Annotated in this window: 13 protein-coding genes, 1 pseudogene, 1 riboswitch and 1 other annotated feature; of the genes and pseudogenes, 6 read left to right on the forward strand and 8 right to left on the reverse strand. The window is 37.5% G+C overall.

Annotation, left to right across the window (positions count from 1 at the left end; translation table 11 throughout):
* The first annotated feature begins 87 nt into the window (after positions 1 to 87).
* The 4 genes from ACQKOF_RS08195 (at position 88) to trpB (ending at position 3,198) form a co-directional block, all read left to right on the forward strand.
* Positions 88 to 342: a hypothetical protein gene (locus ACQKOF_RS08195; RefSeq protein ID WP_427555307.1), complete on the forward strand. Its 255-nt coding sequence runs from the start codon at positions 88 to 90 to the stop codon at positions 340 to 342.
* 77 nt (positions 343 to 419) lie between these two features.
* The gene (locus tag ACQKOF_RS08200; protein WP_427555309.1) at positions 420 to 815 is read left to right on the forward strand and encodes a DUF1259 domain-containing protein; all 396 of its coding nucleotides are present in this window, start codon (positions 420 to 422) and stop codon (positions 813 to 815) included.
* Between the two features lie 334 nt (positions 816 to 1,149).
* Positions 1,150 to 1,194, forward strand: a riboswitch (PreQ1 riboswitch).
* Positions 1,195 to 1,200: 6 nt separating this feature from the next.
* Positions 1,201 to 1,683 (forward strand): QueT transporter family protein, encoded by a 483-nt coding sequence (locus ACQKOF_RS08205; protein WP_427555311.1) that lies wholly within the window; start codon positions 1,201 to 1,203, stop codon positions 1,681 to 1,683.
* 90 nt (positions 1,684 to 1,773) lie between these two features.
* Positions 1,774 to 1,975 (forward strand) — a binding site (T-box leader).
* Positions 1,976 to 2,034: 59 nt separating this feature from the next.
* Positions 2,035 to 3,198 carry a tryptophan synthase subunit beta gene (trpB, locus tag ACQKOF_RS08210; RefSeq protein WP_427555313.1) on the forward strand — a complete coding sequence of 388 codons (1,164 nt, stop codon included), beginning with the start codon at positions 2,035 to 2,037 and terminating at the stop codon, positions 3,196 to 3,198.
* Positions 3,199 to 3,241: 43 nt separating this feature from the next.
* Here trpB and ACQKOF_RS08215 read toward each other — a convergent pair.
* The 4 genes and pseudogenes from ACQKOF_RS08215 to ACQKOF_RS08230 form a co-directional block, all read right to left on the reverse strand.
* Positions 3,242 to 4,874, reverse strand: a pseudogene (locus tag ACQKOF_RS08215) (long-chain fatty acid--CoA ligase).
* Between the two features lie 266 nt (positions 4,875 to 5,140).
* Positions 5,141 to 5,380, reverse strand: a complete 240-nt coding sequence (locus ACQKOF_RS08220) for a hypothetical protein (RefSeq protein WP_427555315.1) — start codon at positions 5,378 to 5,380, stop codon at positions 5,141 to 5,143.
* Positions 5,381 to 5,687: 307 nt separating this feature from the next.
* On the reverse strand, positions 5,688 to 6,641 hold the full coding sequence (locus ACQKOF_RS08225) for an L-threonine 3-dehydrogenase (RefSeq protein ID WP_427555317.1): 954 nt from the start codon (positions 6,639 to 6,641) through the stop codon (positions 5,688 to 5,690).
* Positions 6,642 to 6,995: 354 nt separating this feature from the next.
* Complete coding sequence (locus tag ACQKOF_RS08230; RefSeq protein WP_427555319.1) at positions 6,996 to 8,666, reverse strand: methyl-accepting chemotaxis protein; 1,671 nt, start codon at positions 8,664 to 8,666, stop codon at positions 6,996 to 6,998.
* Positions 8,667 to 9,062: 396 nt separating this feature from the next.
* Between ACQKOF_RS08230 and ACQKOF_RS08235 the strand changes: the two genes are divergently transcribed.
* Positions 9,063 to 10,232: an FtsW/RodA/SpoVE family cell cycle protein gene (locus ACQKOF_RS08235; RefSeq protein ID WP_427555321.1), complete on the forward strand. Its 1,170-nt coding sequence runs from the start codon at positions 9,063 to 9,065 to the stop codon at positions 10,230 to 10,232.
* Positions 10,233 to 10,444: 212 nt separating this feature from the next.
* Here ACQKOF_RS08235 and ACQKOF_RS08240 read toward each other — a convergent pair whose 3' ends face one another.
* Genes ACQKOF_RS08240 through ACQKOF_RS08250 form a run of 3 tightly spaced genes read right to left on the reverse strand, consistent with a single transcriptional unit; the run spans position 10,445 to position 14,790 of the window.
* Positions 10,445 to 11,803: an aspartate aminotransferase family protein gene (locus ACQKOF_RS08240; protein ID WP_427555323.1), complete on the reverse strand. Its 1,359-nt coding sequence runs from the start codon at positions 11,801 to 11,803 to the stop codon at positions 10,445 to 10,447.
* Positions 11,804 to 11,827: 24 nt separating this feature from the next.
* Positions 11,828 to 13,357, reverse strand: coding sequence for a CoA-acylating methylmalonate-semialdehyde dehydrogenase (locus ACQKOF_RS08245; RefSeq protein ID WP_427555325.1), 1,530 nt, complete (start codon positions 13,355 to 13,357; stop codon positions 11,828 to 11,830).
* A gap of 23 nt (positions 13,358 to 13,380) precedes the next feature.
* Positions 13,381 to 14,790, reverse strand: a complete 1,410-nt coding sequence (locus ACQKOF_RS08250) for an amino acid permease (protein ID WP_427555328.1) — start codon at positions 14,788 to 14,790, stop codon at positions 13,381 to 13,383.
* 226 nt (positions 14,791 to 15,016) lie between these two features.
* On the opposite strand from ACQKOF_RS08250, the gene ACQKOF_RS08255 reads away from it, so the two are divergent.
* Positions 15,017 to 16,585, forward strand: coding sequence for a PucR family transcriptional regulator (locus ACQKOF_RS08255; protein ID WP_427555330.1), 1,569 nt, complete (start codon positions 15,017 to 15,019; stop codon positions 16,583 to 16,585).
* Here ACQKOF_RS08255 and ACQKOF_RS08260 read toward each other — a convergent pair.
* A partial coding sequence (locus tag ACQKOF_RS08260; protein ID WP_427555332.1) for a hypothetical protein occupies positions 16,565 to 16,760 on the reverse strand: 196 nt, incomplete at its 5' end. The genes ACQKOF_RS08255 and ACQKOF_RS08260 overlap by 21 nt on opposite strands.

Raw genomic sequence — 16,760 nt, forward strand, 5'->3', positions numbered from 1 at the left:
GATAATATTTCATTTCAGTCTCCTTTTTTACATTTAATGCATATGATGCAAATGAGACTAGTGCTGTTTTCAAAAAGGAGGAATACCATGAACAATAATGAAATCGATTCAAATCAACCTTCTTATTCACAAGAGAATCAAAATGCAAATATAGGGGATATTGACACAATCATTTCTAATCTATGTGACAGTCTATTTGCATTTGCTCTAGATTTTGCCTTAAATGCCTTAGAATATACAAAAGAACTAGATGAAGAATTAGAATATACAGATGAATTTAAAAAACAACTAAACGATATAATTTTTGAGATAGAAGAAATTAAAAATATTTTAGATGAATAATTTCAGATCAGAAACCTTTACTACTTTCGCTCCAAGGCATCCTCATTATAAATATTAATAGAAGTAGAGGTGTCTAAATGGAACGCTTTCGAGATATGTGTACAAAATTTGCTCAGATTGCAAACGGAAAAGCTTCTGTGGAACATGGCGTATGCTCAGTAAAACTTAATCGAAATCTTAATGTTATGATTCAAGGTCGCCCAAGTCGTAGTGCACTTCATGCTGGAATAACATTCGAATCGCTTGATATATATGGAAATGCACTTAACTTAGGTGAAGTTGTAGTACTCCAAGAGGAATTACCTCCATTTGTTAAGGTACTTGCAGAAAATAATTTGATTATAAGTGCTGTTCATAATCACTGGATATATACGGACCCCGCTATTTTATACGTTCATTTTCAATCGATAGAGCCCCCATTAATCTTTGCCCAAAAATTTGCTCAAGCATTTAGTGTTTTAAAAAAATACTGAAATGGTCACTTTAAAAGAACTGCTTTGAACAGTTCTTTTAACAAGTGACCAGACAGCTCCATCACTTCTAAGTTTCGAGGTAACTTCTCATCTATAGTCCATTTATGAAGAAGAATTTAGCTCTACTATCTCTGCATAAGTTTCTTTTGCATTTTAGCAAGTGTACGAGCTCCCCTTCTTTTGGATTGAACATTAAATCTTGGACATGCCTACACATATCTAATTAAAGAGCAACGAACAAGAGCTAAATATTACCGTTAGCACTATGAATTTCTGCATTTTTTTACTCATCGCTATTTACAAATAAGCATGAACATTGATATGATTGCATTTGCTTCACGTGGTTCGTAACCATCCCACGTAAAAAAACTAAGGAGAAATGAAGATGAAAGTTAAATTTTTAGCAACGAGTGGCATTATTGCAGCGCTCTACATTGCTGTTACATTACTAGTCGGATCATTTGGCTTTACAGAGGTACAGTTCCGTCTATCCGAAATGTTTAACCATTTAGTTGCCTTTAATCCACGCTTTGCCGTTGGGATCATTATTGGCGTATTTATCTCCAATATATTTTCACCACTCGGCATCTACGATTTAATTTTTGGTGTAGGCCATTCGATGATTACCCTTGGGTTGTTCATTCTTATTTGTAAATTTGTCAAAAATATTTGGGCACGTTTAGTCATCAATACATTTTTATTTACATGCACTATGTTTATCATTGCATTTGAATTGAACTTAGCATTAGAGTTACCTTTCTTCTGGACATGGTTAACTGTTGCTGCTGGTGAATTTGTTGTCTTAGCGGTCGGTGCACCGATTATGTATACATTGAATAAACGCTTAAACTTCAAAAATTTAATTTAAACAGACGGGTCTTATTAGATTCGTCTTTTTTTAATTTCTTAGCACAACATTCCTTGACACTATTCTGAAAATACTTTAAAATTCATTTCAATAAATGCTAGGAAAAAAGAATAGTAGCAAGCGGTAGTACTTAAAGAGAGCTGATGGTTGGTGCAAATCAGTAGTACATACTTGTGAATGGACTTTGGAGCAGCCTCATCAAATGTGAGGACGAATTTACTCCCCGTTATCGGAGTACGAAAGCGCGCAATTTTTGCGAATTAAGGTGGCACCACGGTTACTCGTCCTTTTTACAGAAGGATTGTAGTGACTTTTTTTTATGGAAAAATTAGAAAGAGGAGTCGAGAAGAGATGAGTACAGTAGTAGAGAAAAAAGGATATTTCGGTGAATTTGGCGGTAGCTTTGTTCCTGTTGAGCTTCACAATGTATTAAATATTTTAGATGAAAACTTCCAAAAATATAAAGACGATGAAGACTTTAATAAAGAGCTAGATTATTATTTCCATGAATATATTGGGCGCAAATCTCCACTTTATTTTGCTGAAAATTTAACAAAACAATTAGGTGGCGCAAAAGTTTATTTAAAGCGTGAAGATCTTAACCATACAGGTTCTCATAAAATTAATAACGTTCTAGGTCAAATTTTATTGGCAAAGCGCATGGGTGCTAATCGTGTTATCGCCGAAACAGGTGCAGGTCAGCATGGTGTAGCAACAGCAACTGCTTGTGCAATGTTCGGGATGGATTGCACAATTTATATGGGTTTAGAGGATACAAAGCGTCAAGCATTAAACGTCTTCCGTATGGAGCTTCTTGGTGCAAAGGTAGTAGCAGTTGATAAAGGTCAAGGGCGACTAAAGGATGCAGTGGATGCAGCATTTGCTGATTTAGTAGAAAACTATGAGACAACTTTCTATTTACTTGGTTCCGCTGTTGGACCTCACCCATTCCCTTCAATGGTGAAGCATTTCCAATCAGTCATTAGCCGTGAAAGTCGTGAACAAATTTTAGAAAAAGAAGGAAAGCTACCAGCAGCAGTACTTGCTTGTGTCGGTGGCGGTAGTAATGCGATTGGTGCATTTGCAGAATATATTGCAGATGAAAAAGTTCGCCTCATCGGTATTGAACCCGATAAGGCAGCAACATTAAATGAAGGAACACCGGGTGAATTACACGGCTTCAAATGTTTAGTACTGCAAGATGCAGAGGGCAATCCACTACCAACATATTCGATTGCCGCTGGACTAGATTATCCTGGAGCTGGTCCAGAGCATAGTTATTTAAAAACAATTGGTCGTGGAGAATATGTAACGGTGACGAATGAAGAGGTGCTTGAAGCATTCCAAGTGCTGTCAAAAGTTGAAGGAATTATTCCTGCACTTGAAAGCTCCCACGCAGTTGCTCATGCACTAAAGCTTGCGCCAACACTATCTTCAGAAGAGAGCATTATTATCAATATCTCTGGCCGTGGAGACAAAGACGTAGAACAAGTATTTCAAATGTTAAATAAATGAAAAATCAACGAGCGACTTCCTTTTGTGGAAATCGCTCTTTTAACTATACGAATGAACCTAATTTCGGATAAATTTCCGCCACATTGTCTCGAAACTTGGCTTTCAGAAACTTTCCAACTGATGTTTTTGGAATTTCATCTAAAAATACCACATCATCTGGTACCCACCATTTTGCAAATTGGCTTTCTAAAAATGCAAGAAGCTCCTCTTCACTTGCTGACTTTCCTTCCTTCAATACTACGCAAGCTAGCGGGCGTTCTTGCCATTTGACATGCGGAATTGCAATAACTGCTGCTTCCAAAACAGCATCATGGGTCATTAACGTATTTTCTAAATCAACTGAGGAGATCCACTCCCCACCTGATTTAATTAAATCCTTAGTACGATCTGTTATTTTGATAAAGCCATCCTCTGTTCGCACCGCAATGTCCCCTGTATATAACCAGCCGTCACGATAGGCATCATTTGTACGTTCATCATGATAGTACTCGTGTGAAATCCATGGACCTCGTAAGCGTAACTCACCCATTGTCTCTCCATCCCATGGCACTTCTCCATTGTCATTAATAATACTCGATTCAATACGGCCATCGTCATTCCTTGCATTGCTCGCGATTCAATACGCTTTTCAATTGGCCATGCATCCATCCAAGACATATAATTTGATAACGCTACAATCGGTGTTGTTTCAGTCATTCCATATACGACTATATATGGAATGCCATATTGCTCTTCAAATGTACGAATAAGTCGAGTAGGTGAAGCAGAGCCACCACAACAAATAGCTCGTAGCGAACTTATATCTCGCTCACGCTTCTCCTGTTCCTGCAACGCACCGATCCAAATTGTCGGCACTCCAGCTGTTAATGTAACTTTCTCCTGCTCCACTAAATCCAAAATGATTGCCGATGTGAATTGTGGACCAGGCAATACCTGTGTAGCACCCACATTGACACTTGCAAATGGTAAGCCCCATGCATTTGCATGAAACATTGGTACAATCGGCATCACGACATCACGACATCACGCTCAGAAATGCCCATCGAATCAGACATACTCAGCATCATACTATGTAGCACTAGACCTCGATGTGAATAAACAACCCCTTTTGGATTTCCTGTTGTAGCGCTTGTATAGCACATGCCAGCAGGCTCCTCTTCCCCTATATCCTCGGGGAACTGATAGTTTTCATCTGCTGATGCTAATAAATCCTCATATGATAATGCATTCGGTAATGCCGTTTCTGGTAAAGTATCCTCATCTGTCATAATAATATAATGTTTTACTGTCTTGAGCTCAGGCGCAATATTTTCAATAATTGGTAGTAAATCCACATCAATTATTAAAATCTCATCTTCTGCATGATTAATAATATAAATTAAATGCTCTTCTGATAAACGAATATTCACCATGTGCAAAATAGCACCAGAACAAGGTACCGCAAAATAGGCCTCTAAGTGGCGATGCTGATTCCAGGCAAAGGAGCCAATCTTCATTCCTCTTGTCATCCCCAGCTTTGTGAGCGCATCTGCTAAGCGACGTGTCCTTTTCGCCCATCCCCCATATGTTAAACGATGAATCTTCTGTGGACTCGTCCGTGAAACAATAGTCTTTCTAGCAAAATAGCTTTCTGCTCGTTTAAAAAAGCTTGTTAATACTAACGGCGTTTGCATCATAAATACCATCCATCCTTTCGTCTTGTGAACTCCCTCTCTTTGCCCTTGTGAAATATTAATAAAATTTTAACTGAAAATTATTAATATTCTGGATATAATTATATTTAAAAATCATAAATTAAGCTATATATCCCAATGATTTTCTTTTTATTGTTAAATTTTTCTAAAATAACTATTAGAAATAAAAAAGAGATGAAGAAAACTAAATTGTTTTCTTCATCTCTTTTGTTGAAAAAATATTGTGTCAATAAAAGCAAGGTTCCATATTAAATAAAGTATGGCTCTTTGGCAAAACGTAGGGTTGATTTCCGTTCCGGCTGGGCGCTTTCCTGGGGGCGTCCGATGAGCCGCTTGGGCCAACAGATGTTTTTTGCGCGAAAGCAAAGCGGCAGCAGCAGGATGTTTTTTGCGCGAAAGCAAAGCGGCAGCAGCAGGATGTTGGTCACGAAGGCGTTATCACAGGATGTGATGGTTTTAACCTTCGTTCCTCTATCGCTGATCCCCAAGGAGTCGCCCAGCCTCCACTCCAATCAACCACTTCACATAGCGTATATCTTCTATTATGTTACTCTAATTTAAAGTGCTAAAACGAACTTCAGCAACAACGGTTTGTCTGTGCGAAAGCGCAGCGACAACAACAATAGATTTACAATCGCGTCACTGTAATAAGCCTATTATTAAGGTAAGTAGCAAACGGAAATTACCCCATTTAAAGTGTCACAGCATTCACAAAGACTTCCTTGACCATTTAATTTTCCAACACTAAAAGACGAAGAAAACTAAATTCTTCGTCCGCTGTTTAGGATTGTTTATTTATGAACAGGCTTTCGTTTGTAGTTTGATTTTTAATTTTTCTAGCATATCAGCTGTCATTTTGGCTAAATCATACTGTGCTTTAAAGCCCCATTCTTTTTGTGCAGCTTCTATATTTAAAGAGTTTGGCCAACTATCTGCTATCGCTTGACGTACTGGATCCACATTATAATCCATACGGAAATGTGGCAAATGCTTTTTAATTTCCGCCGCAATTTCAGATGGCTCGAAGCTCATTGCAGTGATATTAAATGCATTGCGATGGATTAGTTTGCTACTATCGGCTTCCATTACATCTACAATAGCCTGCAATGCATCTGGCATGTACATCATGTCCATGTACGTACCTTCTTGAATATAAGATGTATACTTTCCTTGCTTAATCGCCTCGTAGAAGATCTCTACTGCATAGTCTGTCGTACCACCTCCTGGAGGAGTTACGTATGAAATTAACCCTGGGAAGCGTACACCACGAGTATCTACACCAAAACGATCGAAATAATAATCACATAATAGCTCACCAGCAACTTTATTTACCCCATACATTGTTGTTGGACGCTGTAATGTATCCTGTGGCGTATTATCCTTCGGTGTCGATGGGCCGAACGCGCCTATTGAGCTCGGTGTGAAAAATTGCAAATTTAACTCACGTGAAACCTCTAACGCATTCATTAAACCACCCATATTTAAATTCCACGCTAGTAACGGATTTTTTTCCGCTGTTGCTGATAATAACGCCGCCAAATGCATCATTGTATCTGCACCAAAATCCTTCGCTAAATCATGCATTCTTTGTCCATCCGTCACGTCCAATACTTCAAATGGACCCTTAGAATGCTCAAGCTTTCGAATATCTGTCGCTAATATATTGTCCTCTCCATAAATACTACGAAGTTTTTCTACAAGCTCAGAACCTATTTGACCTAGTGCTCCTGTAACCATTATCTTTTTCATTTCTCCAAACCTCCACCTATGAACAATTGTACTTTCGGAATGTACAATAATATATAAATAAACATTGATTTAATAACACTTCCAATGAATTTCATTATAATTTGTTCATATTAAAAATACAACCATAATATTTTTAATTTTGGGAATTAGAATGAAAAATCCTTTACCATCAGTATATGGAACCTATAAAATATTGTGCTATAAAAACAAACAAAATACATATGTGCTCCTCAAAAGGACATTTACTCATTTTTCCACATAGGAGCAGTAATAATTTTGCTCGATGAAATGATCCTTGCACCTACTAGTCCAAAAAAAGAACCTTCTTTATATACAAAGAAGGTTCCATTTGTTCTAAATTGAGAAACGCTTTACAGCTATTTGTAAAACTTTTGATACCTTATGTAGCTCTCTAATATAATCATGGAATTGCTGCTGCGCGTTTAATTGATCGGCTGTTAAAGTAGCTACATGTTTAGTTGATGCTGCATTCGTATCAGAAAATGATGTTAACATTACCGCATCTTCACTAACCTTTTTCGTATGGTTGGCAATTTCTTGAACGGTTGCAGATACTTCCATTATATATGGCTTCATTGTATGTACTTTTTCTAAAATTTGATCAAAGCTTGTTGCCGTATCCCCTGTAACTTGCACACCCTTTTCAGTTGCAACTAACACACCTTCCATCATTTGCACAGCATAGTTAGAATCTAAATGAATGTTTTGTACAATGGACGTAATCGTTTGCGTTGAATGAACGGTTTGCTCCGCGAGCTTACGAACTTCATTAGCCACAACCGCAAATCCTTTACCATTCTCCCCTGCTCTAGCAGCCTCAATAGATGCATTTAAGGCTAGGAGATTTGTTTGCGCGGTAATTTTTTCAATCACCTCAACCATTTGATCGATTGTAGCTGCTCTCTCTACAAGATTAAAAATGGCTGTATTCGATTTTTCAACTGCAAGTTTAATAGCCTGTATTTGTGTTAAATTTGCCTGTACAATTTCCGTACCACTTTCTGCATCACGTGCAGTTTTATGAGCAAAATTTTCTACAACCTGTACTTTTTCTAAAATTACTTGCACACCATTTAGCACTTCCTCTAGAGATGCTGTATTAGAAGCTAATTTTTTTGTAGAAGCAGCAGTTGAATCTGAAATAGACTGCACATCCTTTGCAATTTTGTACGTCGTGTTTGACGATTGCTCGGAGGACTCCTGCAGTTTCCCAGTCATTTCTTCAACCTCATGTGCACTATTTGATACTGTATGAAGTAGTCTTTTCATCTCTGTTACCATTTGATTGTAAGACAATACTACCTCGCCAAGCTCATCCTGCGCCACATAACTGGCATTCGCTGTGAAGTCACCCTGCTCTGCACGCTTTAATAATGACTTCAATTGACGTGTTGGTATATTCACAGCTTTTGTTGCTATAAAACCTATACAGATTACTAATATAACAACAAATAAACATACTCCTCCTAATAGCCAATAACCAAATTGCACATCTTTCTGGTATGCCTGCTGCTGTTCCTTAGCTCTCTGAACCAAATAGCTTTGAGTTTCTTCTAATAATGAATGACTTTGCTTGCTTACAGGTAAATAAGACTGAACATAAAATTGTTGTTGTTCATTTTGACCCAATTGCTTATAGCCTTCAATCAATTCTACTTCCTGTGCTAGTAAGGTCTTAAATTTCTTCATCTGATGGTTCATCTTTTTATCAATCTCTAGACTTTCTAAATGATTGAAAGACTGCTCAGCATTTTTTAAAATGACAGTCATTTCTTGATAAGCCCCAGCTGAATCCACTAAATAATCTAATTGTCGTTGTGATTCCTCTAGTTGATTTAACCATCCGATCGGTACAAGTCCTTCTGTATAGCTTTCACTTGCATGCCATGACATTTTCCGTAAATAATCAACACTAAAAATACCTAGCAACACGTTCGATAGTACACAAACAATCATCAGCACAAGTAACTTGTCCTTCACCATTATGTATCGAAAAAAATGCATCATCCTTGGCTCCTTCTCCAACTCTTACCAATAATGATAGTATGAAGATATAAAGCCAGTGTTATGTTTTTGTAAAGATTGCACGAAGAGTTGCGAAATTATACTGATTTACTCCAACACAAAATTATCATATTTAACAGCACATTCTGTTTCAGCGTTTCGCTTTCGCATATAACACACTCGTAACCAAAAGAGGCACTCACCAGAAGAGCTCAGGAGATATACCAAACGTGATTGTAATAATCCATAAATCTACCCATAACGAATCAAATGTAAAATTAATATATTAGTAAAATTGGTTTACGATTTTTAATTTTTGTAATAATCATTTAACTTGCAACCTTCTCATTTCCTTATCGTTGTCTATTAATAGTGTGGTAAAAAGGAGGTGTTTGAATGTTACAAATTAATAAATTAGATAAAAGTTTAGTCATTAGCTTGGCATTGCTCGGTATTATTAGTTGTCTCTTTGTTCATTCCAGTAGTACGGTGTTTGAGCAGTATACAAGCTCGTTTATTATAAAGCAGTTTTTTTATTACCTAATCGGATTTTTAGTTATGTATGGAGTAGCAACGCTGGATATTGAGCAACTAAAAAAAATTGGCTGGCCATTTTATTGGGTGATGGTCTTGTTAACATTTGCTTTATTTATTTCACCCGAAAGTATAGCCCGAACTGTAAATGAGGCGAAGCGTTGGTACCAAATTCCAGTATTAGGGTCATTTCAGCCGTCAGAGTTTTTAAAGTTCGCGCTTTTAATCGTTGTCAGTAAGATCATTGTTGCACATCGAGAGAAATATGTACGTCCTACCTTTTTAACGGATATGCGGCTCCTCTTCATAATTGCTGTTATCACCCTTCCGCCTACGCTTGCTGTTTATAAGCAGCCTGATACGGGCATGGCGATGATTTATATGTCGATGATTATACCGATGATTTTCTTTTCAGGTATACAAAAAAAATTGCTGATCATCTTTACAGCCATTCCAGTATCAATTCTCAGTGTTGTGGCTATTCTTTATGTAAAGTTTAATGAATTTTTCACAGATAAAATTTTAAATAAATTATCAGGGCATCAAATTTCTAGAATTTACGGCTGGTTGCAACCTAATGAACATCCAGATTCATCTTATCAAACTAGGCAGGGATTTTCGGCAATTGGTTCAGGGCAGTTTACCGGAAAAGGTTACATGAACAACAATGTCTATGTCGTGGAAAAGCATACAGATTTCATTTTTGCCAACATTGCTGAAGAGGTCGGGTTCATTGGAGCGGCATTTGTTATTACTCTTTTATTTTTTGTTATTTACCGTATCGTTCTCATTACAGTAGAAGCAAAGGACCCATTTATGACGCTGATGGGAGCAGGTATTTCTAGTTTATTAGCCTTCCAAATTACACAAAATATCGGTATGACAATTGGACTTTTACCTGTAACAGGTATGACATTGCCATTTTTAAGCTATGGCGGAAGTTCACTCATATCCAATTTCATGTTAATGGGCATTGTGATGATTATCTACAATTCTTATAGCGGCTATATGTTTAAAACAACAAAGGAGTAAGGTGAAGGTGTGTATGGATGATACTTTAAAAAAGAGAATTTTATTGTTACTGTTCCTAACAGGAGTTGTTTTGTTCATACTCATAGTGCGCCTCGCCTTTCTTATGCTATAAAACATTCAAAAAGCTGTCTCTAAAGTTTACTTAAGAGACAGCTTTGCTTTTTAGTAGTAATTTATCTAAACCGAAAACGAGTTAGGAAGGTTCCTACTAATTAAAGCTTCACTTTATGAATACTATCAATGACAACTTTTATGATTGTATCAAGATCCTCTTGTACAATATTAAGTGGTGGAGATAATGTTAATACGTTATTAAAGCCTGCAACAGTTGCACCATTTTTACCTATAATAACACCCTGCTCCTTACATGCAGCAATAACAGCATTTACTTTATCTACTGGTAAAGGCTCCTTCGACGTTTTATCTGAAACTAACTCAATGCCAATTAATAAACCTTTGCCTCGAACATCCCCAACATTCTGGTGATTACCCAATGCTTGCTGAAGTGTTTGCAAAGTAGCAGCTCCAACCTCACTAGATCTTTCAAATAATGCTTCTCGCTGAAGAATCTCAATATTTTTCAGTGCGACCGCACATGCAACTGGTGATCCGCCAAATGTATTGATATGACGGAAATAACCGTATGCATCAGACTCAGTAAATGCCTCATAAATTTCCCGTTTTACCGCTGTAGCTGATAATGGTAAATAGGCACTTGTAATCCCTTTAGCCATCGTAATAATATCAGGTTTAACACCGTAATTCATAAATCCAAATGGCTTACCTGTTCGACCAAAGCCACAAATTACTTCATCTACAATCATTAAAGCTCCATGTTTTTTACACACTTCTTCAATGCCCCTTAAATAGTTCTCTGGAGGCATGATGACGCCCCCACCTGTAATAATTGGCTCTAAAATCATTGCGGCTATTGTGTCACTTAGCTCCCATGTCATCGTCTTATCTACAGCCTTTACGCTTGCTAAATCTGCTGGGGCAAGTGTACCACTTTCATGTTCTCGATATTGATCAGGTGGTGCTACATGGATAAAGCCAGGAGATAGTGGTTCATATTTATATTTTCGTTCCGCTTGCCCTGTTGCAGCCAATGCTCCAAAAGAACTTCCGTGATATGCACGGTAACGAGAAATAATTTTATAGCGAGAGCTTTCCCCTTTTTGTTGATGATACTGACGCGCAATTTTAAACGCAGTTTCATTAGCCTCTGACCCACTATTAGAGAAGAAAATAACATAATCTCCACCAAGCATTTCATTAATCTTTTCAGCCAGTTCAACTGCTGGTAAATGTCCCTGCGATAAAGGAGCATATGCATTTTTCATCATCTGCTCATGTGCTACATCCGCTAATTCCTTGCGTCCATAACCTACATTTACACACCACAATCCTGCCATTGCATCGATGTATTCAACTCCATCTGTATCAACAATCCTCGCACCATTCGATTTTTCTACTACATACGTCGCCTGTGGATTGTAAGGTTTCATTGAATGCCATACATATTGTTCATCTTTCTTTAAAATATCACTTTTAAGATTTACTTGAACCATATCTATACACCCCTTTATGTTTTTTCACTTATTCGCATCGTTATTGCTTGGGAACGCAAATGAACTTGTCGTATCTTCTGTTTCATCTGGCCAGCGTTCAGAAATCGTTTTTGCTTTCGTAAAGAATCGCGCTTGGTCCGGTCCAAACATATGCCCTTCGCCAAACTTAGATCGCTTCCATCCGCCAAAATTGTGATAGCCAACTGGAATTGGAATCGGAACATTAACGCCTACCATACCTACTTCAATTTCTTCTTGGAATTTACGCGCTGCCGAACCGCTACTCGTAAACATCGTGACGCCATTCCCAAGTTCGTGGTCATTAATTAAATCAATAGCTTCTTGTAAGGTTTCAGCGCCTACAATAATACGCGCAGGACCAAAAATCTCCTCTTTAAAAATAGTCATTTCTGGAGTTATATTATTTAATAATGTCGGACCAAGATAGAAGCCTTTAGATGTTTCACATATTTTTGGATTTCGGCCGTCCGTTACAAGATTTGCTCCTTCCGCAATAGCACCATCGATATATCGAAGAATGGTATCTTTTGATTGCTGCGTAATAACTGGACCAAAGTCTACCTCCTCATCTGTATATGGACCAATCTTTAATTTCAAGATTTTCTCTTTTAATATTTCTGTAAAGCGTTGTTCCGTATCTTTCCCGACGACGATTGCTCCTGAAATAGCCATACAACGTTGGGACGCCGCTCCATAGGCTGCACCTAAAAAGGCATTAGCCGTTTGCTCTAAATTTGCATCTGGCATGACAATCATAAAGTTCTTCCCGCCACCAAACGCAGCGACACGTTTATTGTGCTTCGTCCCTGTTTGGTAAATATACTCCGCAATAGGTGTTGATCCAACAAATGAAATTGCTTGTATCTCTTTATTTTCAAGCAGTTCATTAACCGCTTCTTTATCACCATTAACAACTGTCCAAATTCCATCTGGTAGTCCTGCCTCTTTCCATAAGTTACTTAAAAATAATGCTGAGATCGGCACACGCTCAGATGGCTTTAAAATAACTGCATTTCCTACCGCAACCGCCATACTTGTAATCGCCAGTGGAACCATAACGGGGAAATTAAATGGCGCAATTGTTGCAACAACTCCAAGTGGGGCTTTTGCAGAGAAGGCATTAATATTGCCGCCTACATTAACCGAGTATTCCCCCTTCAGCATTTGCGGAGCACTTATTGCCATATCTACGGATTCAATGCCACGAACAATTTCGCCCTTAGCATCTTCCTTCGTTTTCCCACTTTCCTCACAAATCGCTTCAATAAGCTCATCCTGTCTTTCTACTAATAACTGACGGAAACGATGCAAAACCTCGACCCGTTTACCAATCGATGTCTTTTTCCATGAAGAGAAAGCTGCCTTCGCTAGCTGGATAGCCTGTTTCACCTCATCTCTAGTAGCTAATGGAACTTGCGCAATGACCTCTCCTGTTGTTGGATTATATACTTCCGAGTAACGACCACTAGTACCTGCTGTTTCAACACCATTGATAAAATGTGATAGCGTTTTCATTTTTTGCTGAACTGTCATAATTCCCCACTCCTTATTTATTGTTATTCAAAATCCAATTCTTCCTTTTGGAAAATAGAACTTGCTTCATCTACTGGGCCTGACGACTTTTTCCTTTGTGTAACTAAATAGAAAATCATCACTACTGTCACTACGATACATGTAAATAAAATTTGTGAGCGCATCGATTCAATAAAGAACATAGCGACTAGCAAAGCTGTTATAGCCAATATTGTGAAATACGTTAAATATGGGAATAACCACATTTTCACCTTTAATAGCTCGGGATTTTCTTTCTCAATTTTCCGTCGCATTTTTAATTGTGAAAAAGCAATGATTAAGTAAAGAATCAACGTGATTGCACTACATGAACTAAGTAAAAACATAAATACTTTATCTGGTGAAACATAGTTCATGATAACGGCAATATAAGAGAAGAATGTCGCTGTTAATATGGCATTAACAGGTGCTCCCTTTTTATTTAATTTCAAAAATGCTTTTGGGGCCTCCCCCTTCTCCGCTAAGGAAAATACCATTCGAGATGTAGCGTAAAGCGCGGAGTTTAAGCACGATAAAACTGCTGTTAAGACAACAAAATTCATGATTTGTGCAGCTGCGGGAATACCGATATAATCCAAAACTGCTACATAGGGACTTGTTAAAATATCTGAGGAATGCCAAGGTAATAATGTGACAACTACCGTTATTGATCCAACGTAGAAAATCAAAATACGCCAAGTAATTGAATTTGTAGCTTTTGTCACCGCTGCTAACGGTTCGTCAGATTCCCCTGCTGCAATAGCAACAATCTCCGTGCCCATAAAGGAGAAAATAACAATGACTACGCCCATCAAGACAGCACCAAAACCATTTGGTAAAAAGCCACCCTCACCGATTAAATTGGCAGTACCTACCGCATCAAAATTAGGTGCGATACCGAAAATAATAAATGCACCAAGTGCCAAAAAAGCTATAATACTTGTAACCTTAATAAGAGAGAACCAATATTCAAATTCACCAAAAGCTTTTACGGAAACAACATTTGTTAAAGTAAGTGCTACGGTTAATAAAAGACTTAGTAGCCATAAAGGAATCCCATCATACCAATATTGAATAATCGCAGCTGCTGCCGTTGCCTCTAAAGCAATTGCAACAACCCAGAAAAACCAATATAACCAGCCAATCATAAAGCCAGCCCACGGACCAATTGCTTCATGTGCATAATGCGCAAAAGATCCACTTGTTGGATTGACAGCTGCCATTTCTCCAAGCATTCGCATGACAAGAATAACGATAATACCCGCAAATATATAAGATAAAATTGCGCCAGGGCCGGCTAAGTTAATCACTGAGCCACTCCCCATAAATAGACCGGCTCCGATAACCCCTGCAATAGCGATCATCGTCATATGCCTTTTCTTTAACCCTCTTTGTAAATGCGTCTGTTGCTCCATATCAGTTCACCTCTTTTATTAGATTGGATTACCGCTTACAAAAATTTTACATGTTACATAGAAACGAAGTAATAGACAAACTGTAAAATTCTATACATTTGTTTTAAACATAATGTAAAATAGACTAAAGATTCTAAAAACATAATATTTTTGTTTATTTAAGCAAAAATCGCACTTCACTAAGAAAATCGGAAAACGATCTATGTTAAAAGGAAGGAGGATAAACATGAGTCAATTTAAGCTTCAAGTGAAGGATGTATTAGAAAATACATATTTTCAAAGTGCGGAGGTCATAGCTGGTGAGGATGGATTATTACGAATTGTAAAGTGGGCCCATGTCATTGAAATTATACAAGTAGATAATTTTCTAGCTGGTGATGAACTGGTTTTAACAACAGGGATAAGCCTTCAGCATAGCATAGAGGATTTTATCTTTTTTGTAGAGTCCTTAATCCAAAAAAATTGTGCTGCATTGTGCATTGAATATGGGACTTCCATACAAACCATCCCAGAAGTGATTGTAGCTCTTGCTAACCGTCACAGTTTCCCTATTATCGTTTTTCATGACTCTGTCCCTTTTGTCCGCATTACACAGGATTTACATAGTCAAATTATGAATCAACAATATTTAATGATCTCTACTTTAGAATCCTACTCTCAAACATTAAATAAAAATGCTCTATTAGGGCAAACCGCAGAAGAAATTTTACAAAATATGTATAATGAATTAATGACACAAATTATCTTTTCTATTAAAGGTCGAGAGCCTATCTTTTCTCCAAATATGCCTCATAATAAGCGCCAACAACTATTAACGATGAAAAAATCAGCACCAGTATTTAAAAATGAACCAATCTTTATTTTTGACCAGCATTATGCAGATTTAACGCTCTATAGAGAGGATGGTCTATTCTCAGAGTTTGAATTACTTATTTTAGACCGCACAGCTACTGCATTAGCACAGCTGTTAATGAGAGATTTTTATATTGAAGAGAAAAGGGACATTGAGGATGCCTCTATTTTAGCGGATTGGATCGACCAAAAACTATCGAAAGAGGAAATTTATAAATTTATCGTAACCTATCATTCTAACTATAAACTTTCTAGCGGGGCTGTTTTTATTTTAGCAACTCCTAATGCCGTCTCTAAGGTGCAAGAGGATATTATTTATAGTAAGCTCTACTATCGCAACCTTTTTGAGCAAAATGGATTTATACCATTTTTATTTGAAAGAAAAAGCTATGTCATTTTTATTTTACTCCATACGAAGGATAGTAAATCGAGTCGCGAATTATTAAATACGTTAGTTTCTTCTGTTCAGAAAACTGATTTTTATAAAAAACAAATGGTCCAAGGTTATCAAGTAGCCATTGGCAAAGTCGTAGCAGACGTAGAAGAAATACCAAAGAGCTATCAAACGGCACTCGAAACATTGTATATTTGCAGTAAAGTACAAACAACATCTTATTTTTACGATGATTTACATCTGTATCACCTCATCTATAAATTACAGATGCAAGTAAATTTACAGGAAGTAATTCAAGATTATTTGCAGCCCGTCATTGAATACGACAAAAAATATAACAGTAAGCTACTAGAAACTCTACAAGTATACTTGCAAACGAATGGTTCCAAAAAACAAACAGCCAATCAACTGTTCATCGTACGCCAAACACTCTACCATCGCTTAAAAAAGCTTGAAAGTCTCTTAGGGGAAAATTTCATGAAGGGCCACAATCGGATTACACTTGAATTTATGTTGCTTGCTAATTCTTTAATTGAGGATAAGAGCTAATTTCTTAGTTGTTGCAGGGTTACCAGCGCTGTTGGAGGGTTTACCGGCGATGTTCGCGAGTTTATCAGCGATGTTCGCAGGTTTATCAGCGATGTTCACCTGTTTATCAGCGATGTTCGCCTGTTTATCAGCGATGTTCGCCTGTTTATCAGCGATGTTCACCTGTTTATCAGCG

It is taken from the genome of Lysinibacillus sp. NPDC093190 (assembly GCF_050280425.1).
Lineage (GTDB): Bacteria > Bacillota > Bacilli > Bacillales_A > Planococcaceae > Lysinibacillus.

Excerpts from the sequence above, each read along its gene's own strand:
- ACQKOF_RS08225 (WP_427555317.1), bottom strand. The coding sequence starts at position 6,641 with ATGAAAAAGATAATGGTTACAGGAGCACTAGGTCAAATAGGTTCTGAG.
- trpB (WP_427555313.1), top strand. The coding sequence starts at position 2,035 with ATGAGTACAGTAGTAGAGAAAAAAGGATATTTCGGTGAATTTGGCGGT.
- ACQKOF_RS08235 (WP_427555321.1), top strand. The coding sequence starts at position 9,063 with ATGTTACAAATTAATAAATTAGATAAAAGTTTAGTCATTAGCTTGGCA.
- ACQKOF_RS08255 (WP_427555330.1), top strand. The coding sequence starts at position 15,017 with ATGAGTCAATTTAAGCTTCAAGTGAAGGATGTATTAGAAAATACATAT.
- ACQKOF_RS08245 (WP_427555325.1), bottom strand. The coding sequence starts at position 13,357 with ATGACAGTTCAGCAAAAAATGAAAACGCTATCACATTTTATCAATGGT.
- ACQKOF_RS08250 (WP_427555328.1), bottom strand. The coding sequence starts at position 14,790 with ATGGAGCAACAGACGCATTTACAAAGAGGGTTAAAGAAAAGGCATATG.
- ACQKOF_RS08195 (WP_427555307.1), top strand. The coding sequence starts at position 88 with ATGAACAATAATGAAATCGATTCAAATCAACCTTCTTATTCACAAGAG.
- ACQKOF_RS08205 (WP_427555311.1), top strand. The coding sequence starts at position 1,201 with ATGAAAGTTAAATTTTTAGCAACGAGTGGCATTATTGCAGCGCTCTAC.
- ACQKOF_RS08200 (WP_427555309.1), top strand. The coding sequence starts at position 420 with ATGGAACGCTTTCGAGATATGTGTACAAAATTTGCTCAGATTGCAAAC.
- ACQKOF_RS08240 (WP_427555323.1), bottom strand. The coding sequence starts at position 11,803 with ATGGTTCAAGTAAATCTTAAAAGTGATATTTTAAAGAAAGATGAACAA.
- ACQKOF_RS08230 (WP_427555319.1), bottom strand. The coding sequence starts at position 8,666 with ATGCATTTTTTTCGATACATAATGGTGAAGGACAAGTTACTTGTGCTG.